The sequence below is a fragment of the Reichenbachiella sp. genome, from assembly GCF_039944555.1.
GTDB lineage: Bacteria > Bacteroidota > Bacteroidia > Cytophagales > Cyclobacteriaceae > Reichenbachiella.
In genome coordinates this window covers 250,913-269,932 of the sequence record NZ_JBDUYN010000012.1, presented here as the reverse complement: position 1 = coordinate 269,932, position 19,020 = coordinate 250,913, and the positions used below count along the sequence as shown (strand labels likewise).

Sequence of the window (19,020 nt, the reverse complement as noted above, 5' to 3'; positions counted from 1 at the left end):
AGGGCAAAATTAAAACAAACCTTCAATCGTACCATCGTCTGTGATGTCAATCTTTTCTGAAGCGGGGTGCTCAGGCAATCCAGGCATACGCATAATGGATCCTGTTATTGGAACTAAAAATCCTGCTCCTGCGGCAATCTCAATTTCGCGAACCGTTACGACGAAATCTTTTGGGCGACCAAGCAATGCCGGATTATCCGATAAAGATTTTTGCGTTTTTGCAATGCAAACCGGTAAGCCGGATAAGCCCAATCGATCTATTTTCTTAAGGTTTGCCTTAGCCTTAGCAGTGTAATCAATAGCTTTTGCACCGTAAATTTTCTTCGCCAGGATGTCAATCTTTTCTTCTACAGATTGAGACCAGTCGTACATAGGGGTGAATTTAACATTATTGGCCTCTACCGTGGCTACCACATCCTTGGCCAGTTCGATAGCTCCATTGCCTCCCTGACCCCAAACATCAGCTATCTCTACCTTCACACCAAGTTCCAGGCATCTGGTTCGGATAAGATCAATCTCTGCATCGGTATCGGAGGTAAACTTATTGATGGCAACTACCGGATGGATATTGAAAAGATCAATATTTTCTACATGTTTTTCCAGATTGGCCAGCCCTTTGTCCAATGCTTCCAAATTTTCTTTTTGTAAATCAGCAACAGCAACTCCGCCGTGGTACTTCAATGCCCGAACAGTTGCCACCAAGACGACAGCCTTCGGGGACAGACCAGCAGACACACACTTAATATCAAAGAACTTTTCAGCTCCAAGGTCGAAACCAAAGCCTGCCTCGGTAACTACGTATTCTGATAACGAAAGCCCTGTCTTGGTTGCAATTATTGAATTTGTTCCTTGCGCGATATTCGCAAATGGGCCTCCATGAATAATGGCAGGGTTGCCTTCCATGGTTTGCACCAAATTGGGCATGATTGCATCCTTGAGAAGAGCAGCCATGGCTCCATGTGCCTTCAAGTCACGAGCATAAATAGGCTCTTTGGTGTATGTGAAACCAATAAAGATATTTCCCAGTCTTTTCTTGAGATCAGAGAAGTTTTCGGCCATACATAAAATAGCCATAATTTCTGAGGCGGCGGTGATGTCAAAACCTGTTTCTCGCGGAACTCCGGAGGTCGTTCCTCCCAAACCGACGATAAGGTTCCGAAGTGACCGATCATTCATGTCCATAACTCTCTTCCAGGTAACCGTCCTCGGGTCGATGCCTAGTGAGTTTTTCTTGTTCTGTATGTTGTTATCGATCAGTGCAGCGAGTAGATTATTCGACTTTTCGATCGCAGAAAAATCTCCTGTAAAGTGTAGGTTGATATCCTCCATAGGCAATACCTGCGAATATCCGCCTCCTGTGGCTCCTCCTTTAATCCCAAAAACCGGGCCCAACGATGGTTCTCTGAGCACTACTGTCGTTTTCTTCCCAATTTTATTTAATGCCTCAGTCAGCCCTATCGACATGGTAGTTTTTCCCTCACCGGCAGGTGTAGGTGAAATCGCGGATACCAAAATCAGATTATTCTCGCTGTATTTTTCTTTGTCAATATACGAAAGGGGGATTTTGGCCTTGGTCTTTCCGTATGGAATCAAATCATCTTCAAGTATATCAAGCTTCTTACCTATTTCAGTTATGGGTAATAGCTTGGCTTCTTTAGAAATTTCTAAATCAGAATTCATGGGTTGATGTGTTTAATTGGGGGCAAAATAAGTCTAATTCGGAAGAAACAAAAAAGGCTTTGTCTTACCAATAATCCAAGTTATCATATTTTTCGGGAGGTTCATCGAACTTTTTTACAAATGGGTTTGGTGGTTCATACTTTTACTGAAGTAAATCTTAAATCCACCGCATTATGGCCGCACACAAAATCGAACGTATTGCTGAGGTCTGGAAAACTATTTCAGGTTTTGCCAACTACGAAGTATCCAACTTGGGAAAGATTAGAAGAAAAACGCGTAAAACATTTCACACCGGTTCCAATAAAGACATAACTCTGAAAGAGAAAGTGATGAAGCAGCGCTGGAACAAAACGTGCAAGTGCTTTTTTATGGACCTGCTTAACGATGAAGGTAAAAGAAAGACGGTTTACCCGCATAGAGAAGTTGCACATGCTTTTTGTATTAATGTGTTGCCTGACGAATACACCATGATCGTACACTTGGACAACAACTCAAAAAACAACAATAGCACCAATCTGGAGTGGGTGTCTCCATCAGAGCATATGGCATTCCAATTCGAAGTGGGCAACAAAAACAACTTCAAAGTTTGGCGCACGCGTAAGCAGAAATACAAAAATGGTTTCAAGGAAGGGACTATCTTCAAAGGCAGACCCAGGAAGTTAGCATAATCTCCTTATTTCCCAATTAGTACAAATGGTGACCAATAGTATGGATGCGCAAATTTGCCTCCTTTTTCAATCATGCTGACTTTTGCTTTTTTCAAAGCATAAGCGTAGCTAAGGCTTTCGTGCAAATCTGCTGGAACTTCATGTGGCAGAAAATTATCGTAGTAGTCAATCATTAACTGCTTGGTAGATTCATCTGAGACTTTCCAGAGTGAAACAGTAATATTCTTTGCTCCCGCATAGATCAGGGCACGAGTCAGTCCAATAATGCCTTCTCCATTGGAAATTTTACCGAGTCCTGTTTCACAAGCAGACAGTGAGACCAACTCCGCGTTGAGGTTGATATTATAGACCTCTCCGGAAAAAAGAATACCATCCTCAGCTTTGGTAAGTGTATCCCTGGTCATAAAAATTCCCGAAAACTCCGGTTCTTCCTGATTTACAAAACCGTGAGAGGCTATATGGATATACCTATATTGATCCATCGTACCAGACTTTGCTATTTCTTCCTGTGCATTGTAATACATGTATTTGTCCGCCACCTTTTGATTTTTTGAAAACAGGGTATCAATTTGTTGCACTTCCACTTCCGTTCCGGGTAAAGACTTCAGCTCTTCAGCCGAAATTGAAATTCCTTTTCGCAGATTCTTTGCTCTATCTGCCTTTTCATAAGAAAGTTTTTTGGCCTCTTTTAGAGCTTCTAGCGAATGGTCAAAATCAACGGGTGCAATGACCATTCCTTCTTTAGGGGCTTTTGGCCTGGCAATTTTGTCATTCATAAAAGTTTTATAAATCAGGTTGGCTGAGAATGTGTAGGAGATGTTGTAATCCTTAACCAAATAGGGCAGTGTCTCATAATCGACATTCCTGTAGTCAACATCCTCAGTCAATAGCACCTCAAAAGGTATAGTAGACATAATGCCATCCTGTACAACTATGATATTCTTAATTCGATCTGGTATTTCCATTGGAAATAATTGCTCGTGCAACATTCTGGCATAGCTGGTATAGATTTTATCACTCTTGTAGAGTACACCTTTTCTTACCGCCTTTACGGCTTTTTCATAATCCCTTTTCTTGTAGACTTTATCAATCTTCATTCCTGAATTATCAATCTGAGTCACATAGATACTATCGGAAGTCAGAAAATAGGACAACATCATGGTGGAGTCATTTAAGAATTCCTGAATGTCATCCAGTTTGGTGATATGTACATCATACTTGAGGTCATAGTACTTTGGATAGTCTGACTCAAACTTCTCAATCAATTGCTCATATTCTCTATTGGCTTTAAATAATTCTCGCTGGTAAAATTCCACCATTTCCGGATCAGGATTAGCGGCAAGCTCCTGTGTGTAGCTATTGATAATGGTCTTCAGCTCTTTTTCTCGACTCAACAATGTATCTGGTATGCCACCAAACGAAATAGCATTGGATTCTGCCAAAGAGGAGAAAAGTATAGCACCTTTATTTTTTTCAGTGAAAAAGAAAAAACGATCTTCGTATTCTCTTTTCTTACCTTCGTATGTAGCCTCTGCGCCAAGATATTTTACATTTTCTTCGTTGATCAGATTGATGAGTGAGTAGGCCGCATTGACAGAGGACTCGTAGATTCTGCCAGACATTTCACTCAATTCAATTTGATCTCTTCTATCTGTATATGACTGCCTGATTTGCTCCACCAAGCTATCACTCAAAACAAAACTGTGAAGTGAAATATCCAATCCTTTTACATTCTCACTCCTACGGAAACCTTCTTCGAGTAATTGGCCCTTGAATTGCAAATACCACAGCAAGTCTTTATTATCAAAGAAATTGACAAGAACCGGATTCATGAAAACGTTTTTGTCATCGAAGTCGATAATACTTGCATTGATCGCTTCCTGACAGTATTCAAGGGCTGTTCGTATTTCACCTTTTTCACCATATACTCTCGAAAGGTTATAGTAACCATTGGCCACATTTGGATGTTCGTGTCCATGAATGTTTTTATCGATGGCCAGCGCCTTCTTAAAATATCGTACCGCTAATTCAAAGTCTCCAAAGAAATAGTAAATACTACCCAGGTTGTTGTTTGCTGCTGATGAATTCACATGATTTTCACCAACCAGGTTGAAGTTGATATCCATCACTTTGTTGTAATAGTCAAGTGCATCTCTAAATTTCTCCTGGTACATATAGGTATTGCCCACGCCAAGGAAACTACGGACACTGTTTTGATGCTCCAATCCGATTGTCTGTTCAAAGAGGTCCAAAGCTTTTTGATAATACTCAAGCGCCTTGTCATAATTACCCTGGTTCTTATAGACATCAGCAAAGCCTAAATAGATTGCGCCAAATTTCGGATTCTTCTCATGAAGGAACTCCTGATAGATCACCAGAGCCTGGCGGTAATATTGCATGGCCAAATCATAGGCACTTTTGTTTTTGTAGATGTCTCCTATACCCACATAGGTGGTAGCAACATCAGGATGGTTTTCCCCAAAGACGGTGATATTGATTTGCAGCGCCTTGTCGTAATACTCGGTTGCCAGATTGTATGAGCCTTTGTTTCTATATAGGTTGCCTAAACTCAAATATGAATTAGCCACATAGGGGTGATTTTCACCCAGGATTTTGCGATTGGCTTCAAGCGCAGTCTTGAAATGCTTAAATGCCTCTTCATATTGATGCTTACCAAAATACACATTGCCAATGCCCAGACTTGTAGGCGCTGAAAACAAAACCTCTTCATGCACTTCATGATTGGCCAACTCCAAAGCCCTTTCATATTCTTCGAGTGCTAGCTCATGCTGGCCAGTGAGATAATGAATATTGCCAATGTTGTTCATGGCAGTGGCCTTCTCGATGTCCCACTCACCTAGTTTTTCATGCGCCATGTCATAGGCCTCTTTTGCAATTACCATGGCCCTCTTGAGTTCGAACGTACCACAAAGGTTTTCGGCAATCTTATTGTCACTGGCCACTACACCTCTCCAGTATTGGTCATTAAGGTATAATTCCTTGGCTTTCTCGAAGTGCATGATCGAACTATCATGCCGATTGAATAGCAAAAACGTATCTCCCTGATGGTAGTGAAGATCTCCAAGCTCTTTTTGAGCAATTGAAGGTTGAACTAGCAAATTCAGCAGGCAGGTTAGAACTATTACAATATTGAATTTCATTATTTGTATATTTCGATGAAATGGAGGTCTAATCTGCTATTTTAATAGAATTTATTTGATATTGCACGCGCAAAGTATTTAATTGACTTAGTTATTTAATAAAAATATTTTAATACCTGTTGCTATGAGAAAGGCGCTTTTCCTGCTAATTCTATGTCCACTTGCGGCCTATTCCCAACAAAAGCCAAATGTCCAACAAAAGTATTACATCAGTGAGGATGGAAAGCTTTATTGGCACGGTAAAAACCCGGTTTACTTATTCATATCAGAATCTCCTGATGGCAAGGATCTCCATCAGCTAAAAAGTGAGGTGCATAAAGATTATACAAATCCTATGTATTTGGATACTGAAGGGGTCAATTACATCAGATCGAATTGGGCGGCTGACTCTGCGTTGAAACAAATTCAACCTAAGTTTGAGCTTTTGTTTGAAGTATATCGAGATAGTGAGGCCCCTAAAACGACCGTTGCATTTGATGAGTCGCCAGAATATAAAAATGCCGATGGCAAGCAATATTATGGCAAGGGTCTAAAGTTTAAAAGTACGGCATCGGACAATCAGTCCGGCGTACAGAAAACATTCTATTCTATAGACAACAATAACTTCCTTGCCTTCTCTAAGGATCAGGATCTGAATCAAGATAAGGAGTACGATGTGAAAATATACTCCGCTGATAACACGGGTAATGTAGAGCCTATTCAGATGTATCAGTTCAGAGTTGACCTGACCAGTCCGGTTTCGGAGTATACAGTTCATAACGATCGTAGCGGAATGATCTTCGCGCCGCGAACCTATATCAAATTGCAATCCGTAGACGCAACATCAGGATTGAATCGAATTGGCTATCAAATAGATGATGGACCGGAAAAGATATTTACCGATCAGATCAACCTATCCGATTTGGAAGACGGGCCTCATACGATCAAATACTACGGGTATGACAATGTGAAGAATAAGGAAGATGATAAAATTATTGAGTTTTATCTGGACAGTACGGTACCTGTTGTCGAAGCGACTATAGTAGGTGATCAGTATCAAAATCGAGGCCGCGTGTTTGTTTCAACGCGTACCAAAGTAAAATTGACAGCAGAGGATAATAAAGCTGGCGTGAAAACCATCAAATATTCTATTGACGGTGCTGATCCAGAGACCTATTACGAACCTTTTATCATGGACAAAACCGGCGGAAATCATGTCATTACTTACTTTGCTACGGACAAAGTGAATAACCGATTTGACGGAAAGTTGGAAGAGGCCAATCTGAGCCGATCTTCTCTTGATATCGATATGGAAGCTCCTGAAATCAAATATGAGTTTACAGGCAATCAGTACCATTCCAGAGATACAGCCTTCGTTACCAGCAATTCTGAAATTGCCCTGGCGGCCATTGACGCAGAAAGTGGTGTGAAAGATTTAGGCTATAAGATTAATGGCGGGACTGGTCAGACTTACGATGGAGCCATCAAGCTCGAAGAAGAAGGTTTCTACACGATTGACTTCTATGGTACTGACCAAGTTAACAACAGAAATACCAAATCATTCTTCTTTGTGGTGGACAACACAGGACCCAAAGTGGAGCACATCCTGAGTATGGAGCCAGTGGGTAAGATCATATTGGATGAAAAAGATGGCCAACCCATTAATGTCTATTCTAAAGGCGTGAAACTCTTCCTTGCCGCTACAGACAAAACCGTTGACACTGATAAGGTCTATTACACCCTCAACGGTGAAGCAGAATTGGAGTACGCTAAACCGGTAAAAATAAATACCCGAGGTCTGGTGACCTATCAAGTGAGAGCCGTAGACAAGTTGGGTAACATAACCACTTCAGAAGAGATTGAAATCTTCGTTAAGTAGACCTAGTTACAACTGGAAGAAATTGAAACCGAAGGGCCATGCTCTTCGGTTTTTTTATACTTTAACTTCAACCCAGGAAGCCAGCTATGTCTAATGCAGTATAAATAAGTGCTAGTGAGAGCAACACATTGATGCCAAATTTGATCTTTTGGTTCCTCATATACTTTTGAATAAGAGCGCCAAAAAGTGCCCAGGTAGAAGTACACGCAAAACAAACCAAAGCCAGAAAAATCACCCACGATATCAAGACCAGATAATCACCATTGGTGCCTGCCAAAAAGGTAGTGAATATGGTCAGGCCATAGACCAATCCCTTTGGATTAACCACCTGTAGGGTGAGGCCACGTGTGTATGAAGCCAACTGCTGACCTGCGGCATCCGCGGCATAGCTGGCCGATAGTGTCTTCCAAGCCAACCAGATGATATAGCTGGCACCCACATATTTCAGATATTGTTGCGCTGAAGGTGCATAATGCAATAGAGAAGTCGATAACAATGAGCAGACCAACATCAACAGAAAGAAACCCGTGGAAATACCCAAAAGATAATTCAGCGTCTTTCGATAACCCAGCAACATTCCCATGGAAGCGCTGGATATATTGTTTGGCCCTGGGGTAATGGAGGTAATCATGATAAAGGACAGAAAAGAAATGCTTGCAAACTCCATAAGATCTACTTGAGCTAATGGTAGTAATTTACATAACCAAGCCATCAGCAGCCTTTGACAATTGCTGAATAGTTTTGATCAATTGGATGAATGGTATTCATGGGTGGATTTGTTCGCCATAGGGTCTCAGCTTTGTTCATGAATAATCTGCAGTCTATCTCCTAACTCTTTGAGGATGAAAACAGCTCTTTCCATTTCCTTTCTCGTGACGCTTCCCGAATCAACATAATGGAGCAGGCAAATAATCAAGTGCAAGTCGCTTTTCATGTCCAGCGCATTACCTGAATAAACGAGATTGATCAATTCTGCTATGGGTTTGAGGTCGTCTGAGCGTATTTCCATGAGATGGTCAATTATATCAGAAGCTGAAAGATAATACAGAATTACCAAATAGTGACACATTGGCTGTTGACTTATAAGTCACATAGCTGCTTATTTACTTCTGTGGATGATGTACTAAAACGTTTCGGGCAGCAGGTAAAAAAATTTAGAGATCAAAAGGGGTGGAGTCAGGAGGAGTTGGCTTTTAGGTCCGGATTTCACCGAACCTATATTGGCCGTGTTGAACGAGGCGAAAGAAATCTGTCCTTAAAAAATGTAGATCAAATAGCCAGTACATTGGATGTCAGTCTTTCTGATATTTTCAATGAAATATGAGTTCGGTAATCACTAATGTAACACCGCGCTTTGGGCGAATTCCCTTTTCATTAATTACTAGTTATCTTTAGTCAAAGTATTTACTATTTGACAGATACCAGAAAAACCGATCTTCTTCAAAAGTATACCATTCTCAATCTGGGTATTGGATTTCTTGTCCCTCCTGTTGTCCTCTTGATTAGTCAGTTCTATCCGAAGCTGTTTTACAACCAATTGGTGATATGGGTTTCGTTTGTCCTGGCAGTATTTGTGATCATCTGGATGCTGCTCAATATGGCAAAGGCTTCAAATAGCAAGTTCATCAGACTTCCCGGTCTGATTCTCTGGGGAATCGCCAGTCCACTCTGTAGTATTTTTCTGTTTGCCGCCGTATATTTTGGTTCTACCAGCCACCACAATTTGTCATTCATTCATGCACTAGAGTTCAGCTTCTCGGCCTTTATCAGGAAAACGAGCAACTACTCTGACATATGCGACTGCAAATTGTTTGAGATCACTCAAAACTACCTGGGCTATTTGTTATTTGCCTACGTAATTGCCGTCACGATTCAGGGTATTAATATCAGGTTGAAGGCAAACGAGGAGTAAATTATTTTCAACTCAACTAAGAGAATGGTAGTATTTTGACTCAATCGAGAATCATTCTTCAACTCTCACTTCTTGTACTCCTTCTATAATTTTCTCCGGAAAACAAAAAAGCCATTGCTGTTTGCAATGGCTTTCGTAGTTGTGGGCGCTGAGGGATTCGAACCCCCGACCCCCTCGGTGTAAACGAGGTGCTCTGAACCAGCTGAGCTAAGCGCCCTTGATTTGGGTGTGCAAAAATAGATTATGAATGTATATTTCCAAATCTTTTGACACAAATTTTTAACTAATTGCTTCTTTTAAATATTTGTTGAATTCATGCGCCTTTTTGTAGGTTGAAATCAGTGTTTCAAAAAAGCCATCAGCGGTCAGTTCTTTCTCACTGAATTCTTTGATCACATAGAAACTTTTAAGTCTCAACAGGTCGATATTGGGATGATCTTTGGGGTATCCTTTTGGTGCTGTTTTGAGTTTGTCACCTTTGATATCAACAAATGTCTCTTTAAAGTCTTTCGATTGAATCAATTTATTCAGGGTGCCAGGATTGTAATCAATCTCCTGCCGGATAGCTGCTAAAGTATCGGCCGGCGGCATATATATACCTCCTCCCGCAAAATTTTGTCCCTGAGCAAAATGAACGTAAAATCCTGTTCCCTCGGTTTTCTTTCCATTGGCTCCCATCAAGGCACCAAAATTGGTCTTATAGGGTGTCTTGTCCTTACTAAATCGAATGTCTCTATTGATTCGGAATACACATTTCTTTGGGTCTACATCAGTCAAATCAGGGTCGAACTTGGCGATTTCTCCAATAACAGAGGAGACTAAGGTCAAGAACTCCTTTCTGCAAGATTCATAAGTCTTTCTGTTCGTATCGAACCATTCTTTATTGTTATTAGCAGACAGTTCTTTAAGAAATTTTACGGTAGGTTTTAAGTCCATAAGTCTGAGCGTTCTGTGAGCTGTTCCATTCGCATGCTTCTCGAGCCTTTGATCAATACTGTAGCGGCTGAGAGCGGATGCTCCTGGAGTTGCATAATTAGTTCATTAATTCCTTTGAAAGCTGTTGAATTTGAATGGTCATGTGCTTTCACAAAATCATTCCCTACCAAATACACTTGATCAAGTCCTAAGGTTTCAGCATAGTCAATTATTTTTTTGTGCTCGTCGTAAGAATAGATGCCCAACTCTTTCATATCACCAAGAATTGCCACTTTCTGGTTACTCCTTATCACTGATAGGTTGTCCAGAGCCACACGGATTGAGTCTGGGTTTGCATTGTAAGCATCGAGGATTATGGTATTGGAACCGAGTTCGGTCATTTGCGATCGATTGTTGTCTGGCATATAGCCGTCAATTGCCTTGTAGGGCTCTTCTACACCAAAATGTTTGCCTATGGTCACGGCTGCGGAGATATTCAGAAAGTTATAGGCTCCAATCATCTCAGTTGTGTGAGACTCGGCGCGTTCGTCTTTATAGTGCACAAAAGGAGCAGCTGATTCCAGCATACAAAGTTCGTTGGGATAGGTGACTGCGTTAGAAAATCTTTTGGACATATTTTGCAATACGCGATCATCAACATTGATAAACGGAATCCCATTGTTTTTTCTTAAGTAGTCGAAAAGCTCACTTTTTGCTCTTATTATAGCGTCTTGTCCGCCAAACTCTCCAATATGTGCGGTACCGATATTAGTAATAAGCCCATGTGTGGGTTTAGCAATTTCGCATAGCTGGGCAATTTCGCCTATATGATTGGCACCCATTTCGATAATTGCAAATTCAGTATCCTTTGAAATATTCAGCAAAGTCAACGGTACTCCAATATGATTGTTCAGATTGCCTTTTGTGAATTGGACTTTTCGGTCGGATCTCATCACTCTCGCTGTAAGTTCCTTGGTCGAGGTCTTTCCATTTGATCCGGTGATCCCGAAAAATGGAATATCAAACTGGTCTCGGTGATGGCTTGCCAGCTCCTGAAGGCAGGTCAACACATCATTGACCAATAAGCATTTATCATTTATCTGGAATTCATTCTCGTCAACTACCACCATCAGTGCCCCTGCAGACAAGGCTTGAGACGTATAAGTATTCCCATTAAAGCTTTCGCCTTTGAGGGCAAAGAAGATTTGATTTTTTTGTAAGGATCGAGTGTCTGTACAAACGCCGTCGCTTGCTAAGAATTTTTCGTAAAGGAATGAAATGGTTTGGTCCAAGTTTGTTGTTATTTGTATGGCAACTCACAAATATATTTATCAGCACTCAATATTTTTGATTATTATAAGTTTGATTGTCCATGAGCCAGAAGGATCGTAATTAATGATGATTAGAATTACCCATGTTTTATTGTTCTTACTTTGTAGGACAGGCTCTCTTTTTGGGCAAGTGGAGTTGGAATTTATTCAACCTACAATTACCACCAATGAAACTGAGCTTATTCTTGCTTTTGCCGGAGGTATAAACAGTGCACAATTTCAAACTATTGATGTGGATGGTGATAATGACCTCGATTTGATTTTGTTCGATCGCTCATCGGATAAGATAAATTGCTTCGAGAATACAGGTGAGACTTATACTTACAAGCCTGAGTTTGAATATTTATTTCCTTATGGCATTCAGCACTGGCTTGTTCTTGCCGACTATGATTGCGATGGAAAAAAAGATCTCTTTACATATACCGGGCAAGGCATTAGAGTATTTAGAAATACTTCATCCGGAGCGGGTCTAACCTGGGATTTAGTGGTTGACCCTTTAAAGACTCAGGGTTCCAGTTCTCAAATTAATCTCTTGTTCAATCCAACAGATATTCCATCCATTTCCGACCTGGACAGCGATGGTGATCTGGACATTTTGGTTTTTGATTTTGCCTCAAGTAATCAGATTGAATTTCATCAAAATCACACCATTGAAAATACCGGTACTTGTGGTTTAGAATTCGTACGAGAGACCAGAACTTACGGCGAAATCAGGGATTGTGATTGTGATGATTTTACCGTTGACGAGCCCTGTAGTGCTTCGGGCCGAATACTTCACGCCGGAGGCAAGGCCATACTTTCTTTAGATTACAATATGGATGGATTGTTAGATATCGTGCTTAGCCAGGAGGCTTGCAACAATCTTAGTTTTGCGGAAAATAATGGCGCAACAGCCAATGCTTCATTTGATTCCTTTGACAATAATTTCCCTAACTTCAGTACTCCTATAAATTTCAGTTCATTTCCGGCTGCATTCTATGAGGATGTGACCTTTGATGGCAAGAAAGATCTGCTGATATCTAGTAATGAGCGATCAAATGACGATCAAAACATAGACTTCAAATCCTCAAGCCTCCTCTATGAGAACGTGGGCCAATTAAACACCAATTTGTTTAGCTCAGCTACACCTTTTCTGCAGGACAAAATGATTGATGTGGGTGAATTTGCCTACCCTGCCATAGCAGACGTTGACGGTGATGGCAACAATGATTTAATCATTGGCAATGCAGGAAATCCAACTGGTTCCGAATATGTGAGTTCTATGTCCTACTTCAAATCGACTACAACGGGAATGGTATGGCAGACTGACGATTTATTTGGATTATCCACTTTAGGCCTTACTTTTATTAAGCCTCAATTCATTGACCTGAATAATGACCAACTGGTTGATCTTGTTTTTTCAGCTCGTGATGCCGTCAATTCGACAGGTATACATTACCTAATTAATCAGGGAAATGCTCAGATGTTATTCGACCTGGCTCAATTAAAGACTATGAATGTAAACTTAACATCCTTAGACGATTTTCATTTGACTGCTATCAATGAAGATGGTCTACCCGATTTACTGTTGGGACTATCAAGTGGTAGACTAGAGTATCATACAAATACTGGTATTATCGGTGACCCTACCTTTACTCTTGAGAGTTCAGAGTTTCTGGGGATTATGGATTCAGGAGATAGGAGCAACATATCCATAACAACCGGCGATATTAATGGTGACGATGTTCCCGATTTGATCACCACCGACCGATCTGGTCAATTAGTCATTTATTCCAATTTTCGGTCGGCTAGTGTAGCTAAGCAAGAATCTTTCATCAGAACAGATGAGGGTTCAGCTCTCGTCCCCACTCGTTTTGGTAGAGTTTCAAAGCCAGCTGCGGGACAATTGTTCGGCCAGAGTACTTTGGCTATAGGAAGCATTCAAGGTGGTGTCAGGCTATTGGCCAATTCCGGAGAATCGGTAGAAAACGGTCTTACACTCCAAGCCTTCCCTGTCCCTTCATCCGAAGATCACATAGTTAACTTTTTGACCAACCAATCCAATACACGATTAGAAATTTACACCTTAACAGGTAGGAAAATCCTAGAGACCTTTCTTTCGGCCTATAACATATCAAGCCTAAATTTGAGCCATCTTGAAAGTGGTCTCTATTTGGCAAAAGCAACAAACGGGGGGCAAAGTTGTACTTCAAAAATTGTACTTAGTGAATGATGCTAAACTTCTATTGCAGAGAAGGAAGTGTAGAAATAATCTTCTCTACTCAAAGCCAAATAGCTTATTGAGAACAGGTCGTTCACAATTGATTATTGACAAATTTCTACTGTGAAATTACCATTCACAGACGATGTATTATCATGCCCATCCCGAACATCGATTCGTCCTTTCACTTCATTATCTGTAATACTCAATATTTCTATTGCTCCTTCCACAGCAATAATGTTTAGACCAAACTCCCCATCGTCAGGATCATAAAAAGTTGCTGTTTTTCCATCAAAGTTCTCCAGGTCGAAGAAAAGCTCAGTCAGCGCTACTTTGTTGTCCACGGTGAAAAATATTTTTAATCCTGCAAAACTGAATGCCTCACAAGGAACGGCGTCACTGTCGGCGGCTAAGTCAATACTTAGCTGTTCCTCAGATATAGATGCTCTGCCTGATACAAATGTCCAGCTTTGGCCATTTATGCTGCCTTGAGCCACTTGATCTTTAAAATCATATGATGGGCCGTCTGTGTCGTCATCTCCGCAACCAAAACTCAAAATGGCAATACACAGAAAAAGTGCTTTAGATGTCAATTTCATTGTTAGTTTGTTTGATTGAAAAAATTAGATATTAATAGTGAAGTCATCACTATCAGCTACAAAAGGATACTTAGTTCTAAACTCTTCTTGCGGTGACTTTTGAAGTTTTTGGATGATAATCTCTTCGTGATTATCTGCAAAACTGAGCTGCTCACCCAAGTAATCATAAGCAGCACTGTGGCCCACGTACTCATATCCATTGCCATCCTTTCCTACTCGATTGCAACCCAATGTATAAGCTTGATTTTCAATGGCACGTGCCTTTAGCAAGGTATCCCAGGCGCTTATCCTTGGCTTTGGCCAACTGGCCACATACATGAGCAGATCGTATTCGAACCTACCCGTTTTTTTATCCATTCGATTTTTCGTCCATGCCGGAAAGCGTAAGTCATAGCAAACTTGCGGACAGATTTTCCAGTCTTTATATTCTATGATAAGACGCTCTTTCCCACCATTGAAAAACTGTTCTTCTTTGGCCAAAGTAAAAAGATGGCGTTTGTCATAAGTTTGGAATGAGCCATCAGGAAAAGCCGCAAAGAATCGATTGAAGTAATTGGAGCCTTCTTTTAAGATGTAGCTTCCTCCCACCAAGGCGTCCCTCTGATTGGCCATCTGAAGCAACCATTTGTGAGTTTTAAGGCCAGAAACTTCTGCCAGGCGACCTGCTGCCATCGAAAAACCTGTGTTAAACATTTCCGGAAGAATGATAACATCAACGGGTTCTGTAATACTCCAAATCTTTTCTTCGAATGAGGCCAGATTGGCATCAATATTTTCCCAATGAAGGTCCGACTGTATAATTGCTACTGTTAAATCTGACATAATTTTTTTGCGGCTTGTCTCAGGGTTTCTTCTCCTTTGGCAAAACAAAGACGAATCTGTTTATTGTCCGAACCATCTGTATAAAATGGAGACAAAGGTATAGACGCCACACCATGAGTTTTGGTTATCCACTCTGCCATTTCTCGATCAGGCAGGTCACTGATTCCAGCATACGAATAAGTCTGAAAATAAGTGCCATGACACTTGATAGGCTCGAACCTGGATGGCTCCATAAAAGCTAGAAGCATATCTCTCTTCTTCTGAAAAAAATCCGGCAAATAGTTGTAATTATTTGGCTCCTTCAAGTAATCTGCCAACGCACATTGAGTTGCCGTATTGACACTGAAAACCATGAACTGGTGGATTTTTCGTATCTCATCGGTCAGAAATCCCGGTGCTACTGTATAGCCCATTTTCCAACCTGTCGCATGAAAGGTCTTACCAAAGGAATATATGGCTACACTCTTCTTCCTAAGCTCCTCATTTTTCAGCACAGAGCAGTGCTCAGCTCCATCATAAATGAGATGTTCGTAAACTTCATCGCTAATGACATAAATTTCCTTATCTCTCGTGAGTCGCGCCAATTCCTGGATATCATCAGCCGATAAAATGGCACCACTTGGATTATGCGGTGTATTGATAATGATTAGCTTAGTCCTATTGGTAATCTTTTGTTCTACCTCTTTCCAGGGAATGAAAAAGTCTTTCTTGTCCAAGTTAATATTAATAGGTATCCCCCCACAAAGTTGAATAGTAGGAAGATAGCTATCATACGCCGGATCAAAGAAAATAACCTCATCACCTGCATGCACAATAGCCGTAATTGCTGCAAATAACGCCTGAGTCGCTCCGGAGGTTATGGTTACTTCATCCGGCGATACATCTACATGGTATGTGCTGTCTATTTTCTTGGCAATTACTTCCCTCAAGGCAGGTACACCTGGCATGGGGGCATATTGATTCCACCCTTGCTGCATGTAATGATGAATACGATCAATCAGATCTGGAGCGACGTCGAAATCGGGAAATCCCTGTGCCAAATTAATCGCATTATTCTCATTTGCCATCTTCGACATTACAGCGAAGATGGAGGTTTGGGCATTGGGTAGTTTAGAGGTCATTCTATTTTTTTGATGGGACTTTAATTTTATAGTCGGCATCGCACTTCCCCTTGCTGATATTGTTCAACTTACCTTTTAATACACGTTTTTTGAAGGGTGTCAGGTAGTCTGTAAATAAGATGCCATCAATATGATCGTATTCATGTTGAATTATTCTGGCCTTCATTCCATCAAATTCTTCTTCGTGCTCCTCAAAATTTTCATCAAGGTAGTTGACGCGGATTTGAGCATGCCTTGATATCTCTTCACGAATGCCTGGGATACTTAAACAGCCTTCTTCAAAATTCCATTTGTCCCCTTTTTCCCAAACGATTTCCGGGTTGATAAAGACCTTTTTAAAATTTTCCATTCCTTCTTCGTCCAATGGACTTCCGTCAACTATGAACATACGAATGGACTTGCCTATTTGAGGTGCAGCAAGACCGATTCCACTGGCTTCGTACATCGTCTCAAACATGTCGTCTCTGAGCTTAATCACATCGATACTGCCTTCCTCTATCTCATCAGCCTCCCTTTTCAAAACAGGGTCGCCATATACTACAATGGGGTAAATCATAACCTTGATTCTAAATATGATTGTAAAATGATCGCCGCGCTCACCTTGTCCACATTTTCCTTTTTCTGTCGATCTTTCTTTTTCATTCCTCCTCTTATCATCGCATCCATAGCCAATTTGCTGGTGAATCTTTCGTCAATCGGATGGATGTCGTGATCCGGAAAGTTTTTCTTTAGCAAATTTATAAAAGACCTAACAGAAGCAGTACTGTCCGTGTCTTTATTCATCAAATCCTTCGGCATGCCTATGACAAATTCCTCAATGCCCTCTGTCTGATGATAGTTTTTTAGAAAATCTATGGCTTGAAAAGTTCGTACAGTTTCCAAAGGAGAGGCAATAATTTTGAGTGGATCAGTGACGGCCAGACCAGTTCTTTTTGTTCCAAAGTCAATGGCTAGAATTCTGCCCATTTAGTTTAGGCTGTAGGTATTACTTAGTTTTTCTTTTGCCTGTTTTTCCAAGTTTAAGGCTTTAGGAAATAATATGTAATTTTCGATATGCGCATGCTTGTTCAACTCATCATCAAAAGCTTGCAGCTCTTTAAAAATTACCTTCAACTGAATATCCTCAATATTCCGTGTATTATAGTGATTGGTAATACCTCGAATTCCTCTCATTTCATCGTCCGAATCCCCATGATGAAGAGCAAATTCCTGTATGGAAAAAGAGTCTATATTGGCAAGCATTTTGGAAGAGGCGCTCTTTCCTATTACAAAGCGCTCCAAGTCGCTGATATACGTAAAAAGTCTGTCTTCTTCTTCATAAATGTGATGAATGAAGTCATCCACAAACATGGGCAAGACCATTTTAAGATCACCTATAAGCTCCTGATCCAAGCTTGTATTCAATGCATTAATTTGTCTTAGAATGAATGGCAATCGATCCTTAATGAACAACTCATGTGTGTGTTTTAGATATCCAATAATTAGGCGAGCGGGATATCTTTTAAACTCCTGAGAATTGACACCTTTACGTTGCTGCGCACCTTCGAATACTTCAAGCAAATGATTGGGGTCAATCTTATGACTTTTACAAACCTCTTGGAGTGTCTGGTTTCTAGACTTGTAATATTCTACGCCGAAATAATCTAAAACCTTCGCATATACAAAGTTCTCATTAACTAATATTTCAATTGACTTCTCTTTCATCACTATAGGTACACAACCACAAATATAAAAAAATTGGCGGACAGGCGAGGTTCACGCAATGTCTTCAGGTTGAAATTATTTACAATAATTCAGCAATAATATGACTTAAGGATACGCCTTCAGCTTCAGCCTTGAAGTTTCGCACTATTCTGTGTCTGAGAATTGGCTCTGCTACGGCCTGTACGTCTTCTATATCGGGAGAATACTTGCCATTCAGGAGGGCATTGCATTTTGCTCCTTTAATAAGAAACTGTGAGGCCCTTGGCCCAGCCCCCCATTCTAGGTAAGACTTTGCATTCTCTGAGGCCCGATCTGAATTCGGTCTCGTTTTATGCACAAGATTCACTGCGTATTCTACAACATTGTCTGCTACTGGCACTTTGTCTACCAGAGCCTGAAATTCCAAAATCTGTTTGCCATCTAATACCCCTTTGATATCCTTGATTGCTGCTGCCGACTCATTTTTAACTATATCAATTTCTGATTCGTAGGATGGGTAGTCCAGATTGATCATAAACATGAATCTGTCTAGCTGAGCTTCAGGAAGAGGATAGGTCCCCTCTTGTTCGATCGGATTTTGCGTAGCTAATACAAAAAATGGCTCATCAAGTTTCATATGCTTTCCCGCCACCGTTACTGAATATTCTTGCATAGACTCCAATAGGGCAGCTTGAGTTTTCGGGGGGGTTCTATTGATTTCATCGGCCAGGATGATATTGGAAAAAATAGGTCCCTTAATGAACTGAAAATTTCTGTCCTTGTCCAAGGTCTCTGCTCCCAAAATATCTGAAGGCATCAGATCTGGAGTGAACTGTATTCTATTAAAATCTAAGTGCAATGCGGAAGAAATTGTGCGAATCAACAGTGTTTTTGCCAAGCCTGGAACTCCCACCAATAGCGCATGGCCTTGACAAAAAATAGACGTAATCAATAGTTTGACTACCTCATCCTGGCCCACAATTACTTTAGATATTTCTTTTTTTAATTTTGAATAAGCCTGATGCAAGGCATCTGCGGCTTCTACTTCGGTTGCATATTTGCTCATAGAC

Annotated in this window: 18 protein-coding genes and 1 tRNA gene; 5 read left to right on the top strand and 14 right to left on the bottom strand. The window is 40.7% G+C overall.

The window, feature by feature from the left end:
- Positions 1-9: 9 nt before the first annotated feature.
- On the bottom strand, positions 10-1,680 hold the full coding sequence (locus ABJD64_RS18725) for a formate--tetrahydrofolate ligase (RefSeq protein ID WP_348180726.1): 1,671 nt from the start codon (positions 1,678-1,680) through the stop codon (positions 10-12).
- 173 nt (positions 1,681-1,853) lie between these two features.
- On the opposite strand from ABJD64_RS18725, the gene ABJD64_RS18720 reads away from it, so the two are divergent.
- Positions 1,854-2,348, top strand: coding sequence for an NUMOD4 domain-containing protein (locus ABJD64_RS18720; protein WP_348180727.1), 495 nt, complete (start codon positions 1,854-1,856; stop codon positions 2,346-2,348).
- A 5-nt stretch (positions 2,349-2,353) separates the two neighbouring features.
- Here the strand turns inward: ABJD64_RS18720 and ABJD64_RS18715 are convergent, their stop codons facing one another.
- Entirely contained in the window at positions 2,354-5,509 is a 3,156-nt protein-coding gene (locus tag ABJD64_RS18715) for a DUF2225 domain-containing protein (protein ID WP_348180728.1), read from the bottom strand.
- A gap of 124 nt (positions 5,510-5,633) precedes the next feature.
- Between ABJD64_RS18715 and ABJD64_RS18710 the strand changes: the two genes are divergently transcribed.
- Positions 5,634-7,367 carry a chitobiase/beta-hexosaminidase C-terminal domain-containing protein gene (locus ABJD64_RS18710; RefSeq protein ID WP_348180729.1) on the top strand — a complete coding sequence of 578 codons (1,734 nt, stop codon included), beginning with the start codon at positions 5,634-5,636 and terminating at the stop codon, positions 7,365-7,367.
- Positions 7,368-7,434: 67 nt separating this feature from the next.
- Here ABJD64_RS18710 and ABJD64_RS18705 read toward each other — a convergent pair whose 3' ends face one another.
- Together ABJD64_RS18705 and ABJD64_RS18700 are read right to left on the bottom strand one after the other, a co-directional pair.
- Entirely contained in the window at positions 7,435-8,079 is a 645-nt protein-coding gene (locus tag ABJD64_RS18705; RefSeq protein ID WP_348195348.1) for a LysE family transporter, read from the bottom strand.
- 81 nt (positions 8,080-8,160) lie between these two features.
- The gene (locus tag ABJD64_RS18700; protein ID WP_348180731.1) at positions 8,161-8,376 is read right to left on the bottom strand and encodes a hypothetical protein; all 216 of its coding nucleotides are present in this window, start codon (positions 8,374-8,376) and stop codon (positions 8,161-8,163) included.
- A 51-nt stretch (positions 8,377-8,427) separates the two neighbouring features.
- On the opposite strand from ABJD64_RS18700, the gene ABJD64_RS18695 reads away from it, so the two are divergent.
- Complete coding sequence (locus ABJD64_RS18695; RefSeq protein WP_348180732.1) at positions 8,428-8,691, top strand: helix-turn-helix transcriptional regulator; 264 nt, start codon at positions 8,428-8,430, stop codon at positions 8,689-8,691.
- Positions 8,692-8,778: 87 nt separating this feature from the next.
- The gene (locus tag ABJD64_RS18690; RefSeq protein ID WP_348180733.1) at positions 8,779-9,279 is read left to right on the top strand and encodes a hypothetical protein; all 501 of its coding nucleotides are present in this window, start codon (positions 8,779-8,781) and stop codon (positions 9,277-9,279) included.
- 142 nt (positions 9,280-9,421) lie between these two features.
- Here the strand turns inward: ABJD64_RS18690 and ABJD64_RS18685 are convergent.
- From ABJD64_RS18685 to murF, 3 genes are all read right to left on the bottom strand, one after another.
- A tRNA-Val gene (locus ABJD64_RS18685) sits at positions 9,422-9,496 on the bottom strand.
- Between the two features lie 62 nt (positions 9,497-9,558).
- Positions 9,559-10,215: a DUF2461 domain-containing protein gene (locus ABJD64_RS18680; RefSeq protein ID WP_348180734.1), complete on the bottom strand. Its 657-nt coding sequence runs from the start codon at positions 10,213-10,215 to the stop codon at positions 9,559-9,561.
- Entirely contained in the window at positions 10,206-11,486 is a 1,281-nt protein-coding gene (gene murF / locus ABJD64_RS18675) for a UDP-N-acetylmuramoyl-tripeptide--D-alanyl-D-alanine ligase (protein WP_348180735.1), read from the bottom strand. Before murF ends, ABJD64_RS18680 begins: the two co-directional genes overlap by 10 nt.
- A gap of 103 nt (positions 11,487-11,589) precedes the next feature.
- Between murF and ABJD64_RS18670 the strand changes: the two genes are divergently transcribed.
- Positions 11,590-13,737 carry a T9SS type A sorting domain-containing protein gene (locus ABJD64_RS18670; protein WP_348180736.1) on the top strand — a complete coding sequence of 716 codons (2,148 nt, stop codon included), beginning with the start codon at positions 11,590-11,592 and terminating at the stop codon, positions 13,735-13,737.
- A gap of 92 nt (positions 13,738-13,829) precedes the next feature.
- Here the strand turns inward: ABJD64_RS18670 and ABJD64_RS18665 are convergent, their stop codons facing one another.
- From ABJD64_RS18665 to ABJD64_RS18635, 7 genes are all read right to left on the bottom strand, one after another.
- Entirely contained in the window at positions 13,830-14,324 is a 495-nt protein-coding gene (locus ABJD64_RS18665; RefSeq protein WP_348180737.1) for a hypothetical protein, read from the bottom strand.
- Between the two features lie 24 nt (positions 14,325-14,348).
- Entirely contained in the window at positions 14,349-15,146 is a 798-nt protein-coding gene (locus ABJD64_RS18660) for an amidohydrolase (protein WP_348180738.1), read from the bottom strand.
- Entirely contained in the window at positions 15,134-16,267 is a 1,134-nt protein-coding gene (locus ABJD64_RS18655; protein ID WP_348180739.1) for a methionine aminotransferase, read from the bottom strand. The genes ABJD64_RS18660 and ABJD64_RS18655 overlap by 13 nt, the downstream gene beginning before the upstream one ends.
- A 1-nt stretch (position 16,268) precedes the next feature.
- Positions 16,269-16,823, bottom strand: coding sequence for a peptide deformylase (gene def / locus ABJD64_RS18650; protein ID WP_348180740.1), 555 nt, complete (start codon positions 16,821-16,823; stop codon positions 16,269-16,271).
- Entirely contained in the window at positions 16,820-17,233 is a 414-nt protein-coding gene (ruvX, locus tag ABJD64_RS18645) for a Holliday junction resolvase RuvX (RefSeq protein WP_348180741.1), read from the bottom strand. Before ruvX ends, def begins: the two co-directional genes overlap by 4 nt.
- Complete coding sequence (locus tag ABJD64_RS18640) at positions 17,234-17,971, bottom strand: iron-sulfur cluster repair di-iron protein (RefSeq protein ID WP_348180742.1); 738 nt, start codon at positions 17,969-17,971, stop codon at positions 17,234-17,236.
- A 79-nt stretch (positions 17,972-18,050) separates the two neighbouring features.
- Positions 18,051-19,016 carry a MoxR family ATPase gene (locus ABJD64_RS18635; RefSeq protein ID WP_348180743.1) on the bottom strand — a complete coding sequence of 322 codons (966 nt, stop codon included), beginning with the start codon at positions 19,014-19,016 and terminating at the stop codon, positions 18,051-18,053.
- Positions 19,017-19,020 lie beyond the last annotated feature (4 nt).